Source organism: Natrialbaceae archaeon AArc-T1-2, assembly GCF_030273315.1.
Classification (GTDB): Archaea; Halobacteriota; Halobacteria; order Halobacteriales; family Natrialbaceae; genus Tc-Br11-E2g1.
Window position 1 is genome coordinate 73,555 of the sequence record NZ_CP127174.1, and the last position, 12,943, is coordinate 86,497.

The 12,943-nt window shown below is 63.9% G+C and carries 13 protein-coding genes; 4 read left to right on the plus strand and 9 right to left on the minus strand.

Annotated elements, in window-relative coordinates; genetic code table 11:
* Positions 1–17: 17 nt before the first annotated feature.
* The 9 genes from QQ977_RS00330 to QQ977_RS00370 all read right to left on the minus strand — a co-directional run bounded on the left by QQ977_RS00330 (position 18) and on the right by QQ977_RS00370 (position 7,585).
* Positions 18–734 carry a DUF7345 domain-containing protein gene (locus QQ977_RS00330; RefSeq protein ID WP_285926846.1) on the minus strand — a complete coding sequence of 239 codons (717 nt, stop codon included), beginning with the start codon at positions 732–734 and terminating at the stop codon, positions 18–20.
* A 9-nt stretch (positions 735–743) separates the two neighbouring features.
* On the minus strand, positions 744–1,469 hold the full coding sequence (locus tag QQ977_RS00335) for a hypothetical protein (RefSeq protein WP_285926847.1): 726 nt from the start codon (positions 1,467–1,469) through the stop codon (positions 744–746).
* Positions 1,470–1,588: 119 nt separating this feature from the next.
* Positions 1,589–2,647: a DUF7345 domain-containing protein gene (locus QQ977_RS00340; protein WP_285926848.1), complete on the minus strand. Its 1,059-nt coding sequence runs from the start codon at positions 2,645–2,647 to the stop codon at positions 1,589–1,591.
* A 144-nt stretch (positions 2,648–2,791) separates the two neighbouring features.
* Complete coding sequence (locus tag QQ977_RS00345; RefSeq protein WP_285926849.1) at positions 2,792–3,043, minus strand: hypothetical protein; 252 nt, start codon at positions 3,041–3,043, stop codon at positions 2,792–2,794.
* A gap of 95 nt (positions 3,044–3,138) precedes the next feature.
* Entirely contained in the window at positions 3,139–4,206 is a 1,068-nt protein-coding gene (locus QQ977_RS00350) for an mRNA surveillance protein pelota (protein WP_285926850.1), read from the minus strand.
* Between the two features lie 77 nt (positions 4,207–4,283).
* On the minus strand, positions 4,284–4,565 hold the full coding sequence (locus tag QQ977_RS00355) for a hypothetical protein (RefSeq protein WP_285926852.1): 282 nt from the start codon (positions 4,563–4,565) through the stop codon (positions 4,284–4,286).
* 98 nt (positions 4,566–4,663) lie between these two features.
* The gene (wecB, locus tag QQ977_RS00360; protein ID WP_285926853.1) at positions 4,664–5,755 is read right to left on the minus strand and encodes a non-hydrolyzing UDP-N-acetylglucosamine 2-epimerase; all 1,092 of its coding nucleotides are present in this window, start codon (positions 5,753–5,755) and stop codon (positions 4,664–4,666) included.
* Positions 5,752–6,783 (minus strand): glycosyltransferase family 2 protein, encoded by a 1,032-nt coding sequence (locus QQ977_RS00365; protein ID WP_285926854.1) that lies wholly within the window; start codon positions 6,781–6,783, stop codon positions 5,752–5,754. Before QQ977_RS00365 ends, wecB begins: the two co-directional genes overlap by 4 nt.
* Positions 6,784–7,291: 508 nt before the next feature.
* Positions 7,292–7,585, minus strand: coding sequence for a DUF5779 family protein (locus QQ977_RS00370; protein WP_285926855.1), 294 nt, complete (start codon positions 7,583–7,585; stop codon positions 7,292–7,294).
* Positions 7,586–7,916: 331 nt separating this feature from the next.
* Here QQ977_RS00370 and QQ977_RS00375 point away from each other — a divergent pair, with 331 nt between their 5' ends.
* From QQ977_RS00375 to ilvC, 4 genes are all read left to right on the plus strand, one after another.
* Positions 7,917–9,152 (plus strand): LeuA family protein, encoded by a 1,236-nt coding sequence (locus QQ977_RS00375; protein WP_430540853.1) that lies wholly within the window; start codon positions 7,917–7,919, stop codon positions 9,150–9,152.
* Positions 9,153–9,471: 319 nt separating this feature from the next.
* Positions 9,472–11,259: a biosynthetic-type acetolactate synthase large subunit gene (gene ilvB, locus QQ977_RS00380; RefSeq protein WP_285926858.1), complete on the plus strand. Its 1,788-nt coding sequence runs from the start codon at positions 9,472–9,474 to the stop codon at positions 11,257–11,259.
* Entirely contained in the window at positions 11,256–11,918 is a 663-nt protein-coding gene (gene ilvN, locus QQ977_RS00385) for an acetolactate synthase small subunit (protein WP_285926860.1), read from the plus strand. The genes ilvB and ilvN overlap by 4 nt, the downstream gene beginning before the upstream one ends.
* Positions 11,911–12,939, plus strand: coding sequence for a ketol-acid reductoisomerase (gene ilvC / locus QQ977_RS00390; protein WP_285926861.1), 1,029 nt, complete (start codon positions 11,911–11,913; stop codon positions 12,937–12,939). Before ilvN ends, ilvC begins: the two co-directional genes overlap by 8 nt.
* Positions 12,940–12,943 lie beyond the last annotated feature (4 nt).

Genomic DNA, 12,943 nt, shown 5'->3' on the forward strand with positions numbered 1-12,943 from the left:
AGAGTTAATTCCGGGACTTACGTACGAGCCTCGAGTAACGCCGCGACGCTGAGTACGACGCCAACCACTGCGATACCTACGCCGAAGCCGGACGTTGCGTCGTCTTCACCGGTACTATCGTCATCGTCCACATCAGTCGTTCGGTCCTCATCGTCGGCGAGCGAGACTGCGGTCTCGAATCCGGAGAGGTCAGTTCCCGCGTCCCAGGTCGCTCGCGTTTCGTCCACGGTCGCTGGCTTGGGAGTCGTCGATTCGATCGTCGCCCCGCCCGGAGCCGTCACTACGAGCGTTCGATCGGGCTCGAATCCGCTGGCGAACGGTTCGGTGACGACGAGCGTCTCTCCGTCTACGGATGCCAATCCGTTCCAGGCTACCGACAGGACCACGACCCCGCGATCGTCGTCGGTCCGGACGTCGACCGACTCTTCGGTGACGGACATCTCCTCGTCGACGTCGGTCGCGATCGAATCCGCCCTGTCGGCGAACCGTTCGAGCATCTCGTCTTGTACACGCTCGTCCTCGCGTAGCGACTCGAACGCGTCACGTTCGTTCGCGTCTGACAGATCGTAGACCGAGACCAGCGACACTGTCGCGTCGCCGTCCTCGGTGAGCGCTACGTGCAACGTCGGATCCTCGTATGTGACGTCATCTCCACTCGAGCCCGCGACCGGCACCGCGAGCGCGCTCGCGAGGACCAGGGCGACGACGCCGATGATGGTGAGTCTTCGATCCATCGTGAGTGATCACTCACTCGGCTGACCGTCAGGTGTCTCCTCGCGGTCACCGCCGTCATCGTCGTCGAGGACCTCTTCGCGGTCACCGTCACCACGGTCCTGACCCGAACTCTCGATCGGTGCGCCAGACTCACGATCGGCTGCGATCGACTGTCCGACCTCCTCACCGGCGATCGATTGTGCGATCTCCGAGACTTCGTCACCGCCGAGTTCGTTCGCGCGCTCTCGCAGTTCCCCGATCGTCTCGAGGTCGATCCCGCGTTCCTCGAGGACGTCCGCTGGCAGCTCCGTCGCAGTGGTCTCGGCTCCGTCAGCTAGCCGCTCTGTCGTTCGCTTTTCGGCGGCTACCTTCGCAACTTCCGCGCGGTATTGTCCCTCGGTGATCTCACCGCTCTCACGGGCTTCGTCTAGTTCCTCGAGACGGTCCTCGAGTTCTTCGGCCCGGTCTTCGACGTCCGCCAGAGTCTCGTTGACGACGTCGGCTTTCGCCTCGTCAGTCTGGGCGTTCGCGATTTTCACGCCGTAGGCTCGTTCTGTCACCTCGCCGTCGACCTCGGATTGCTGGACGCCGACGACGCCACTGAGTCGTTCGCCGGGCTGGACCGGGACCGACTCGTCGGCGTCTTCGTCCTGCGTCTGTGCCTGTACATCCGCGAAGCTCGCTGCACCCAGTGGCATCGCCGCCAGCGCGACGACGAGCGCGACCGCCATCGTAATCGTCGTAAGTCTGTTCATTGCATCCGGTCGTACGTCCCAACCAGTGATATACACTCGAGACGATGACTCCGGTTCAACGACTGTTTACGCCGTTTAACTCGGTTTTCGACCCGGCGTCTGCTGTCGTTTTCGCCGATTCAACTGCGTTGTTCATCTGCCTCCTCCGGAAGCGAGAGAACGTTCTCGCGGCCGAGGCGGAACGACTCGAGTTCGCCCTCCTCGCGTAACCCACTTATCACCTTGCTCGTCTTCGCGTCGGTCCAGCCGAGCTCCTCGACGACGTCCTGTTGTTTCATCCGTCCACCACGTTCTTCGATGAGCCTGAGGACCTGTTCTTCGTTGCTCAACAGTTCCCGCGACGGGTCAGCCGACGAACTCGAAGTCGTCGGTTCAACAGCCATCTCGGTACTCCCATCGGGCTGATCCTTCTCACGATCCCGCTTCTCCCCATCGACACGCGTTCGGTACCACCAGACGGCCAGCGCTCCGAGCGCACCGACGACGGCGAGACCCCCGACCGCGGTCCCAACACCGAGTCCCGTTCCTGGCTGGGAGACGACGACCCGTGGTTCACCGGAGACGAAATCGGTCTGCCCCCCTCGCCAGATGACGGCCTGATCGCGCTGTTCGTCCGGGTCTGGTGTGACCGAGGTCAGTTCGTACTCTTCAGACCATCCGATCAGCAATCGCGTGTCGTCGTCGAGGTAGATCCCCTCGAGTGCGTCGCCAGCGTGCAGGTCGCCGTCTTCGGCCGCGGCGAACCCGTTCCAATGAAACGAGTACCTGACGACGCCGTACTCGCGAGCGAGTGACTGTCGTTCGGTACCGACGTCGAACCCCTCGGCACTCATCTCCCTGCCCGTCGCGTCACTCGCCGCCTCGACCGTCCCATCGATCCGCTCGGCGAACTCCCGGGTGTGTGCTTCCGGATCGTCAGCGACGTCGGCCTCGAGTGACTCGAACGCCTCGGTGCTCTCGTCGTCGTCCAGTCGCACCCAGAACTCGATGGTCCACTCGGCGGAACCATCGGCGTCTAACTCGACGTCGAGTCGGACCTCGTCCGGGTCGATGTCCTCCTGGCCAGTCATCATCGGGCCGACCTGTGACTGTCCTATCGTCACGCCGACGCCCGGGGCCACACCGACGACGGCCGCGATTACCAGGACGAGAACCAACCAACCGACACGAACGTTCATACACGGACTCTGTTCAGGGATGTCGTTTAAAACGTACGAAAACTCTGGGTTACCCGACCGAAACCAAGGATAAAAAGAACTGTTGGGAAGAAATATCAAAGAAAGAGGGGTTCGTCTCGTAAGGATATCGAACCGAAAGGTGAGCTACGCGTCCGGAGTCGATACCGTCCCCGCTTCGTCGCCACCGGGTGTGACGGTACGGACGATCTCTCCGAGCGAGTCGGTCGCGCCACCGACGAAATCGCCGACCGCTCCGAGCACGTCCGTCACGAAGTCGGGTACGTGACTCGGCAGTTCCTCTGGTGGACCTTCAGCGGGCTGTGCAGCTGTACCCCCCGTTGCTCCGACGAGCAGCGCGAGCGTAACCGCGAGAGCGAGCATTGCCTGTCGTCTCATTGCATCCGTTTACTGGACTGTCGTCGACTTCAACGGGTCAGTCGTTCATCCCCAGTTGGGCTCGCTTACGCCCGTTTTCTTCCGTTTTCGGGCGTTCACTCGAGTCGGTACCGAAGCAAGGCGGCGATCCCGCCGAGGTTCGCCAGTTGCTGACCGGGCGGGAACTCACTGGAGAACACCGTCACCTCGCCACCTTTCTGCTCGGTCGTGCGGACGATCTCGTCGACGTCGACGTCCCACTCGCCGTCGGGGCCGCGTTCCTGTCGCAGGCGGTCGTCGAGGATCAACAGCCGTTCGATCGCGCCGTACTCTGCGGCCTTCTTCACCTCCTCGGGGCCGTAGGCGGCCTTCGCCCCCTGGGCGATGCGTTGGGTGAGTTCGTCGATGTCCTCGGCCTCGCTCTCGATGCGGGTCTCCTGCTGGACGTCCGCGACCGCCCCGCGCTTGAGCACCTCGTGGACGCCCCGGTCGCCCACGCTCGCGGTGTCGACCATCGTCACCTGTTCGGCGACCTCGGGAGCCTCGTCCTCGAGATACTTCAGCGCGTCCTGTTTCGTGAAGCCGGGTCCCGCGAGGATGATCGCGTCGACGTCGAGCCGTTGCAGGACGCTCGCCAGTTCGGCGAACAGCTCAGAGCGCTCGCGAGCGAACTCGCCTTTCCCCGTGGGGCCGGAGATCGTCGCCCGCTCTTCGGTGCCGTACTGGGCGACTGTGTGGACGTGGGCTCGGCCCTCCTCGACGGTGACGATCGCCACGTCGGGGGCCTCGGTCGCCTCCTCGGCCTCCTCGAGGCGGGCCTCCTGATCGGGTTTCCACCACTTCTCGATCGTGATCTCGTCGCGCTCCTCGACGTTCAACGTGTGATGAAAGCCGAGCTGGTCCTCTCGAGAGCAGGCGACGATCTCGCCGCCGACCCGCAGCCGGTTGGCGAACTTGTGGAACTCGACGGTCTCGACGGCGATCGCGACCCACATGTGCTCGCGCTCTCCGCCCGTATCGCGCATCTTGTCGTCGTCGCGTTGAATCCGCCGGGTGGTGTCGCCGGCGACGCGATCGCCGGGCTCTAAGACGTACTGCAGGTGCCAGAGGTCGTCCAGGCTCTCGGGGACGACCGTCACACGCTCGCGGCCGCCCTCGACCTGCTCCCGGCTTTTGATCTGCATGGGCGAGTGTTCTCGGGGAGCGATAAGTGCGTGACGAAACGACGGGCTCGAGGGCCCGTGGTCGCCACGGATACGGATCAGCCGTCCCCAGTCGCCTCGGCGTCGACGTTTGCCTCCGTCGAGTCGGTCTCGTCAGCCGACTCGCTGGCAGTCGTCTCGACCTCGTCGTCGGCTCGATCGGTATCTTCGGGCTCGCGCTCTGGCTGCCACCCGATGACGCCGGGTGAGAACGCGACGTACAACAGGAATACGGTCGCCACGATCAACGTGACGACGGCGACGATTGCGATTCCAGCCGTCGGATCGGTCTGTAACGGCTCGCGTGTGACGTGACGACCGTAGTGCGCGAGTTCGAGCATCGTCAGACGGTAGCACGGCATCCCTAATCAGGGTTGGTACGGCGTCGTCAGCCCGGCGGTGTTGCCAGCGAGACACTCGTCCGCGACGTACTCGTAGTTCATTCGTACTTCCGTCCCAGCCGGTCGACGATCCGTTCGGCGGCGCTGCCGTTGCCGTAGAGCTCCGGTTTCGGCGGCGGGTCGGCGGCCTCTGTGAGCCCGGTAACGATTCGATCGGCGTCTGTGCCCACGAGGCGGTTCCAGCCCGCATCGACCGTTTCGGTCCACTCCGTATGCTCTCGGAGCGTGATACAGGGCGTGTCGAGGTAGAACGCCTCCTTCTGGATCCCTCCGGAGTCGGTGGCGACGCAGTCGGCCCCGGCGACGAGCCGGACGAACGTCAGGTAGCCGACGGGGTCGACGACGTCGATTCCGTCTGTCGCACGCTCCCAGAGTCCGTACTCGTGTAACGCGTCGACGGTACGGGGATGCGCCGGGAAGACGACGGGTTCGGGAATCCGGCGAAGTCCGTCGACGATTCCGCGAAGCCGGTCCGGGTCGTCCGTGTTGCTCGCCCGGTGGACGGTCGCGAGGACGTAGTTCCGAGGGACCTCGACGGAGCCGAGGCCGGCGTCGTCGGACGTCTCGAGCGGACCGGGATCGGTAGATTCGATCCGATCACGGACCTGCAAGAGGGTATCGTACATCACGTCGCCGGGGACGAACACGTCTTCCGTGATCCCCTCACGCTCGAGGTTTCGTTCGGCGCTTCGACTCGGCGCGAAGAGGACGTCCGAGCAGTGATCGGTGAGGATTCGGTTTACTTCCTCGGGCATCGTCCGGTCGCGTGACCGGAGGCCGGCCTCGACGTGTGCAAGCGCGGAAGACGTCTTCGCCGCCACGAGCGCGCCCGCAAGCGTCGAGTTCGTATCGCCGTAGACGAGGACGACGTCCGGCCGTTCCGCCTCCAGGACGTCCTCGAGTCGGGTCATCACTGCGGCGGTCTGGCTGGCGTGTGAACCGGAACCGACGCCGAGGTTGTACTCCGGACGGGGGAGGGAAAGTTCCTCGAAGAATACCTCAGAGAGCTCTCGGTCGTAGTGTTGGCCGGTGTGAACGAGCGTCTCCTCGTGGTGTCGACGCAGCCGGTGAGACACCGCAGCCGCCTTGACGAACTGCGGTCGCGCCCCGACGATCGAGAGGACGTTCATTCGTTGCCCTCCCTGACCCGTTGCTCGACGTGGCGTTCGAGTTCTGCGCTTTCGGTCCGGTCGAAGATCATCGCGAGGACGACGAACAGTCCGCCGAGCATCACCACGATGACCGAGAGCAACCCGGTGATGACCCCCATCCCCGCCGAGACGAGCGCCCAGCCAAGCGCCGTCACGCCGACGCCAGCACCGACGAACCCGAGCAGGTACAGGAACACGAGCGGGTGAAAGTCCGCGACGACGTACTTCGTTTTCCACCGCCAGAGCGCTCGTTTGAGCAACAGCCACGACAGTTTCGGCACGAAACTCGAGTAGGCGATGTGGCTCGTTTCGTCGCGGTACTTCGATTCCATTTCGACGTCTGCGATACGCATGTCGTGGACGTTCAGGTGCACGAGCAGGTCGTTACAGAACCCGAAGTCGTCGTACAGCCGATCGATATCGATCGTCTCTAACGCGTGCGCGGAGATGGCCGTGTAGCCGTTCTGGGGGTCGGTCATCCGCCAGTAGCCGCTGACGGTTTTCGTCAGAAACGTCAGTACCGTGTTGCCGAACAGCCGCCACGTCGACATCTCTTCGCGAAGCGTCCGACGGGACAGTCGATCGCCTTTCGCGTAATCCGCCCAGCCGTCGACGACGGGATCGACGATCCGATCGAGGATCGCCGGATCCATCTGTCCGTCGCCGTTCACGACGGCGACGACGTCGAGGTCGTCGTCGCGCGCTTGCCGGTATCCGGTCTTGATCGCTCCGCCGACGCCCAGGTTTTCGCTGTGACGCGTCGTCACGACCGTCGGATCGTACCGTCGTCCACCGTCCGCGTACGCTTTCTGCTGTGAGTGGTCGCTCACTCGTCCGTTGACGGCTGCCGCTGCCGTCCGGATCTCTGCCCACGTCCCGTCGGTCGAACAGTCGTCGATCACGTACACCCGATCGACGAACGACGGAAGCGACTCGATGACGTCACCGACCAGCCCCACCTCGTTGTACGCCGGAATCACGACGCCGATGGTCTTCTCCCGATACATGATACCATCAACCAGGCCTCCCGGGCGAGTCGACTCGAGCGTGACCGTCTCGCGGTGCTATACCGTCGGACAGATGCTTTGATACAGTATCACCGGGAACGTCCTCCGGTGAATGTATCAGCCGTTCTGTCCGGCGGTATACCGCCGGGGACGGAACGAGCCGTCGACCGGGGTCTCCAGTAGACATGTTCGAACGTCGTGTAACCGAACGAGACGCTTAGTAAATAGCGAAGTTCCGGATCGAAACAGGTTCGAAACGACACACTCAGGATCGGGATGCACACCATACTCGTCCGGCAGACCGCTTGCAGTCGAACCCCCACGCTCCCGACCGATCCTCGCGTGTGCGCTCCAGCGAGACGGTGGGACGCCCTCGCGCAGGCGGCTACCGACCGATTACGATCCGGCTACGAACGGCAGGGATCGATTTCCGAACGTCCTCCGCTCGACCGCCGTAACGCCACGCGACGCTCGAAGCCCGGAGACCGCGGACTGGTCCGTATTGGGACTACAACCGGCTGGTGTCGACATCGACGCCCGGCGGCGTGACGATCAGGAAGCCACGGAAGTGAATGAGACTCCCGCCGAGTTCTCTGACGTCGCGAGCAAAGCCCGCAGCCAGCCGATTGACGTCGCCCACGACGTCGAGTACCAGGACGTTACCGTCGCCAACCGTCTCGAGCCACTCCTCGGGCGGCGTCGTCCCGTCGAGAATGCCGAGTACGATCCCACCCTCGAACGCCGAGTCGCCGTCGTCGATGTGTTCCTCGACCGCCCGGAGGTCGAGGTCGAACTCGCTCATGTGCCGTGGCTGGAAGCGAGACGAGAAAAACGTTCGCCTCTCGAGACCGGTCGACTCGAGCGACGGTGGCGTGGGTCGTCGACGAGACGAACGTCCAACTGCGCCCGCGCGCCAGCGCTCGAGACCTTTTTTATCCCAATATTGGATTTGGAATTTACAGCGACTCCTCCAAACGGCACCCCGTCACGGTCCCCCGTGGCGTACGGCATATAATTCAATATTACGCAACATAGGGCGTTTACGTCCCTCGGTTTCCTGGCCACGCGAGACGCGATCGCGTCGTATCCGTGATCGCCACAGCGCCAGTTTTATATACTCATGACGACCTCGGATTCGAACACAATGTCTACACCAGACAACGGCTCTGACACCAGTCAGGGCGGTCGAGTTCTTCCAGGGCACGTTAGATTCCACTAAGGAGATCGAGTCGGCTCGAGTCTTCGACACCACGTTGCGTGACGGGGAACAGTCCCCCGGCACCTCGTTTTCCTACGACGACAAACGCCAGATTGCCGCGATCTTAGACGAGATGGGGACCCACGTCATCGAGGCCGGGTTCCCCGTCAACTCCGACGCGGAGTTCGAGGCGGTGCGTGACATCGCCGAGAGTACGTCCGCGACGACCTGTGGACTGGCACGCGTCGTCGACGAGGATATCGAGGCCGCGCTGGATTCGGGCGTCGAGATGGTGCACACGTTCGTCAGCACCAGCGACGTCCAGATCGAAGATTCGATGCACGCGACTCGAGAAGACGTGTTGCAGCGTGCGGTCGAGTCGGTCGAACGGATCGTGGAGGCGGGAGCGACCTGTATGTTCTCGCCGATGGACGCGACCCGGACCGACGAGGCGTTCCTGATCGAGGTGATCGACGCGGTCACCGAGGCCGGAACCGACTGGATCAACATTCCGGACACCACAGGCGTCGCGACGCCGCGGCGGTACTACGACCTGATCGACAAGGTCACGGACCACACCGACGCGTACATCGACGTCCACACCCACGACGACTTCGGGCTGGCAACTGCGAACGCGCTCGCCGGGATCGAAGCCGGTGCCGACCAGGCGCAGGTTTCGGTCAACTCGATCGGCGAGCGCGCGGGCAACGCCGCCTACGAGGAGTTCGTGATGGCCGTCGAGTCGCTGTACCAGGGCGACACCGGAATCGACACGACCCGGATCAGCGAGCTATCGGCGATCGTCGAGGGGAAAAGCGGGATGGACGTCCCCGGCAACAAACCCGTCGTGGGCGAGAACGCCTTCTCCCACGAGAGCGGCATCCACGCTGCAGGCGTCATCGAGAACTCCGATACGTTCGAACCCGGCGTGATGACTCCCGAGATGATCGGCGCCGAGCGCCGACTCGTGCTCGGCAAACACACCGGGACCCACTCGGTCCGCGAGCGGCTGGTAGAACGCGGATTCGATCCCACGGACGAACAGGTCCGTGCGGTTACCCGACGGGTCAAAGACTTCGGAGCCGAGAAACGCGACGTAACGGTCGCCGATCTCGAGCGATTCGCCGAGGAGGAAGGCGTCGAACGCGAGCGCGAGGAGGTGCGCGTTTGACCGTGTCTCCCTCGGTTGTTCCAGCCGGACAGCGCCGGCTGTCGAGAACGGTCGACGTCAGCGACGCCGGCCGATGCCGCAAGGATTATAGTTGTCGGGTGCCGTATGACACTGATAATGACGCGACGCCGACCGACCGTGGCTCACACGGCCGCAAGCGGCGCGTTCGCGTCCCTCCTTATCGTCGGTATTGTAGGGGCTCGATAGCCCCTCTATACCGACAGTTCCGTTCCGGATTCGCACCGTTTTCGAAGCGACACCCTCACCCACAAGGGCAGCTGACACGACTCGAGATGGCACACACAACAGGAGGTCAGGAATGAGCGAACGCGTTGCACCGATCTCACGACACGAAGAACAGGATCGAAAGCAGGAGGCGACGGACGACCGACGAGCCGACGCAGACGGCGACGCCGAACCCGTCACGACGGGTGCCGAAGCGGTCGTCCGCGCGCTCGAGAACGCAGGCGTCGAGTACGCCTTCGGCGTCCAGGGCGGGGCGATCATGCCTGTCTACGACGCCCTGTACGATTCGGACATCTACCACGTGACGATGGCCCACGAACAGGGTGCGGCCCACGCCGCCGACGCCTACGGCATCGTCTCTGGCGAGCCGGGGCTTTGCCTGGCGACATCCGGTCCAGGGGCGACGAACCTCGTCACCGGCATCGCAGACGCCGACATGGACTCGGATCCGATGCTCGCGTTGACGGGACAGGTTCCGACGAACTTCGTCGGCAACGACGCCTTCCAGGAAACCGACACGACGGGCGTCACCGCGCCGATCACGAAGAACAACACGTTCTCGACCGACGCCGATCGCGTCGGCACCGACGTCAGCGAGGCGTTCGCCCTCGCTCGCGACGGCCGTCCCGGGCCGACGCTGGTCGATCTGCCCAAAGACGTCACGAAAGGCGAGACCGACCGCGAGCCGGTCGAACCGACGACGCCCGAGACCTACGAGGTCCAGGAGGAGGCCGACTCCGAGATCGTCGAGGCGGCGGCTCGCCGGATCGAGAACGCGGAACGGCCCGTCATGCTGCTGGGCGGCGGCGTCATCAAAGGCGACGCCAGCGAGCAGTGCCGGGCGTTCGCGATCGAACACGAGATCCCGGTCATCACGACGATGCCCGGACTCGGCGCGTTCCCCGAAGATCACGAACTGTCACTCGAGATGGCCGGCATGCACGGCACCGGCTACGCCAACATGGCGATCTCGATGTGTGACACGCTGATCGGGGTCGGCACCCGGTTCGACGATCGACTGACCGGCGGCATCGAGACGTTCGCGCCCGACGCCGAACTCATCCACGTCGACATCGACCCCGCCGAGATCTCGAAGAACATCCACGCGGAGTACCCGCTGGTTGGCGACGCCGCGACAGTGATAGAACAGCTCGACGAGGCCGTCGAATCCTCACCGGAAGCGACGAAGTGGCGTGCCCAGTGCCAGCAGTGGAAATCGGAGTATCCGATGGAATATGAGGCACCGGAAGACGATCCGGTCAAACCGCAGTTCGTCGTCGAGGCCCTAGACGAGGCCACCGGCGACGACGCGATCGTCACCACGGGCGTCGGCCAGCACCAGATGTGGGCCTGCCAGTACTGGACGTACACCGAACCGCGCACCTGGGTCTCGAGTCACGGCCTGGGTGCGATGGGCTACGGCGTCCCGGCTGCGATCGGGGCCCGGCTCGCGGCCGACGACGACCAGGACGTGATCTGTGTCGACGGCGACGGCTCGTTCCTGATGACGATGCAGGAGCTGTCGGTCGCCGTTCGCGAGAACATGGACATCACGTTCGTCGTGCTCAACAACGAGTACATCGGGATGGTTCGTCAGTGGCAAGATGCCTTCTTCGAGGGCCGACACGCCGCTTCGGACTACGGCTGGATGCCGGAGTTCGACAAGCTCGCCGAGGCCTTCGGCGCGGAGGGGTACCGCATCGACGACTACGACGAGGTCGCAGACACCATCGAGGCCGCACTCGCCTACGACGGCCCCGCAGTGATCGACGCACACATCGACCCCCGCGAGAACGTCTACCCGATGGTGCCAAGCGGCGGCGACAACGCACAGTTCGCACTGACGGAGGAGCAACTATGACAGGCGAACTCGAGGGACCCGCACCGGAGGAACGGAAACAGCCCGCGGGGAGACGTAACTCCCAGGGTATCCGCGTCGACCCGGACGTCGAGGCCGAACACGAGCCACGACGGACGGTCATCTCGGCGCTCGTCAAACACGAACCCGGTGTGCTCGCCGAGGCCTCTGGGCTGTTTTCGAGGCGGCAGTTCAACATCGAGAGTCTCTCGGTCGGCCCGACCGAGGACGAAGAGCGCGCCCGGATCACGATCGTCGTCGAAGAGCCCGATCCGGGAATCGATCAAGTCAAAAAGCAACTCCGCAAACTCGTCTCTGTGATCTCGGTGACCGAGCTTCCGGACGATGCGATGCGTCGGGAACTTGCGCTCATCAAGGTGAACGCGACGCGACCGGACCAGGTCGCTGCTGTCGCGGAGATGTACGACGGAACGACCGTCGATGCGAGCACCGAAACCGCGACCGTCGAGATCACCGGGAGTCGACAGAAGATCGACGCCGCCGTCGACACGTTCGAGCAGTTCGGCATTCGGGAAGTCTCCCGGACCGGGCTAACGGCGCTCGCTCGCGACACCGCAGACACCGCGGCGGAGACGCCGGCAGAAGCACAGTTCGACGAACCACAGACGACACCTCCAGAGACGACATCTGACGATGACTGATACTGATACCGATACCGTAGCTGACGGCTTTACGACCGACATCTACTATGACGCCGACGCGGACGAATCGACCCTCGAAGACACCACCGTTGCCGTACTCGGCTACGGCAGTCAGGGCCACGCCCACGCCCAGAACCTCGCCGATAGCGGGGTCGACGTGGTCGTCGGCCTGCGCGAGGACTCCGCCTCGCGTGCGGCAGTGAAAGAGGACGGCCTCGAGGTCGCGACGCCTGCCGAGGCGGCCGAACGAGCCGAGTACGTCTCCGTGCTCGTGCCCGACACCGTCCAGCCGGCGGTCTTCGAGGAGATCGAACCCCACCTCGAGGAAGGCGACGTCTTGCAGTTCGCTCACGGCTTTAACATCCACTACAACCAGATCCAGCCGCCCGAGGGCGTGGACGTGACGATGGTCGCCCCCAAGTCGCCGGGTCACCTCGTCCGCCGGAACTACGAGAACGACGAGGGAACGCCCGGCCTGCTGGCGATCTACCAGGACACGACCGGTGAGGCCAGAGACCGTGCGCTCGCGTACGCGAAGGGTATCGGCTGTACTCGTGCGGGCGTCATCGAGACGACGTTCCAGGAGGAAGTCGAGTCCGACCTCTTCGGCGAGCAGGCGGTGCTCTGTGGCGGCGTGACGGCGCTGGTCAAACATGGCTACGAGACGCTCGTCGACGCTGGCTACAGCCCCGAGATCGCCTACTTCGAGTGTCTCAACGAGCTCAAACTCATCGTCGACCTGATGTACGAAGGCGGGCTCGGCGAGATGTGGGACTCCGTCTCTGACACCGCCGAGTACGGCGGCCTCGCCAAAGGCGAGGAAATCGTCGACGAGACGGTCCGAGAGAACATGGAACAAGCGCTCGAAGAGGTTCAAAACGGCGAGTTCGCCCGCGAGTGGATCGCGGAGAACCAGGCCGGACGACCGAGTTACACGCAACTGCACGAAGCGGAAGCGAACCACGAGATCGAAGACGTCGGCGAACGGCTGCGCGAGCTGTTCGCCTGGGCGGACGAATAAGAGA

Excerpts from the sequence above, each read along its gene's own strand:
- QQ977_RS00330 (WP_285926846.1), bottom strand. The coding sequence starts at position 734 with ATGGATCGAAGACTCACCATCATCGGCGTCGTCGCCCTGGTCCTCGCG.
- QQ977_RS00335 (WP_285926847.1), bottom strand. The coding sequence starts at position 1,469 with ATGAACAGACTTACGACGATTACGATGGCGGTCGCGCTCGTCGTCGCG.
- QQ977_RS00340 (WP_285926848.1), bottom strand. The coding sequence starts at position 2,647 with ATGAACGTTCGTGTCGGTTGGTTGGTTCTCGTCCTGGTAATCGCGGCC.
- QQ977_RS00345 (WP_285926849.1), bottom strand. The coding sequence starts at position 3,043 with ATGAGACGACAGGCAATGCTCGCTCTCGCGGTTACGCTCGCGCTGCTC.
- QQ977_RS00350 (WP_285926850.1), bottom strand. The coding sequence starts at position 4,206 with ATGCAGATCAAAAGCCGGGAGCAGGTCGAGGGCGGCCGCGAGCGTGTG.
- QQ977_RS00355 (WP_285926852.1), bottom strand. The coding sequence starts at position 4,565 with ATGCTCGAACTCGCGCACTACGGTCGTCACGTCACACGCGAGCCGTTA.
- wecB (WP_285926853.1), bottom strand. The coding sequence starts at position 5,755 with ATGAACGTCCTCTCGATCGTCGGGGCGCGACCGCAGTTCGTCAAGGCG.
- QQ977_RS00365 (WP_285926854.1), bottom strand. The coding sequence starts at position 6,783 with ATGTATCGGGAGAAGACCATCGGCGTCGTGATTCCGGCGTACAACGAG.
- QQ977_RS00370 (WP_285926855.1), bottom strand. The coding sequence starts at position 7,585 with ATGAGCGAGTTCGACCTCGACCTCCGGGCGGTCGAGGAACACATCGAC.
- ilvB (WP_285926858.1), top strand. The coding sequence starts at position 9,472 with ATGAGCGAACGCGTTGCACCGATCTCACGACACGAAGAACAGGATCGA.
- ilvN (WP_285926860.1), top strand. The coding sequence starts at position 11,256 with ATGACAGGCGAACTCGAGGGACCCGCACCGGAGGAACGGAAACAGCCC.
- ilvC (WP_285926861.1), top strand. The coding sequence starts at position 11,911 with ATGACTGATACTGATACCGATACCGTAGCTGACGGCTTTACGACCGAC.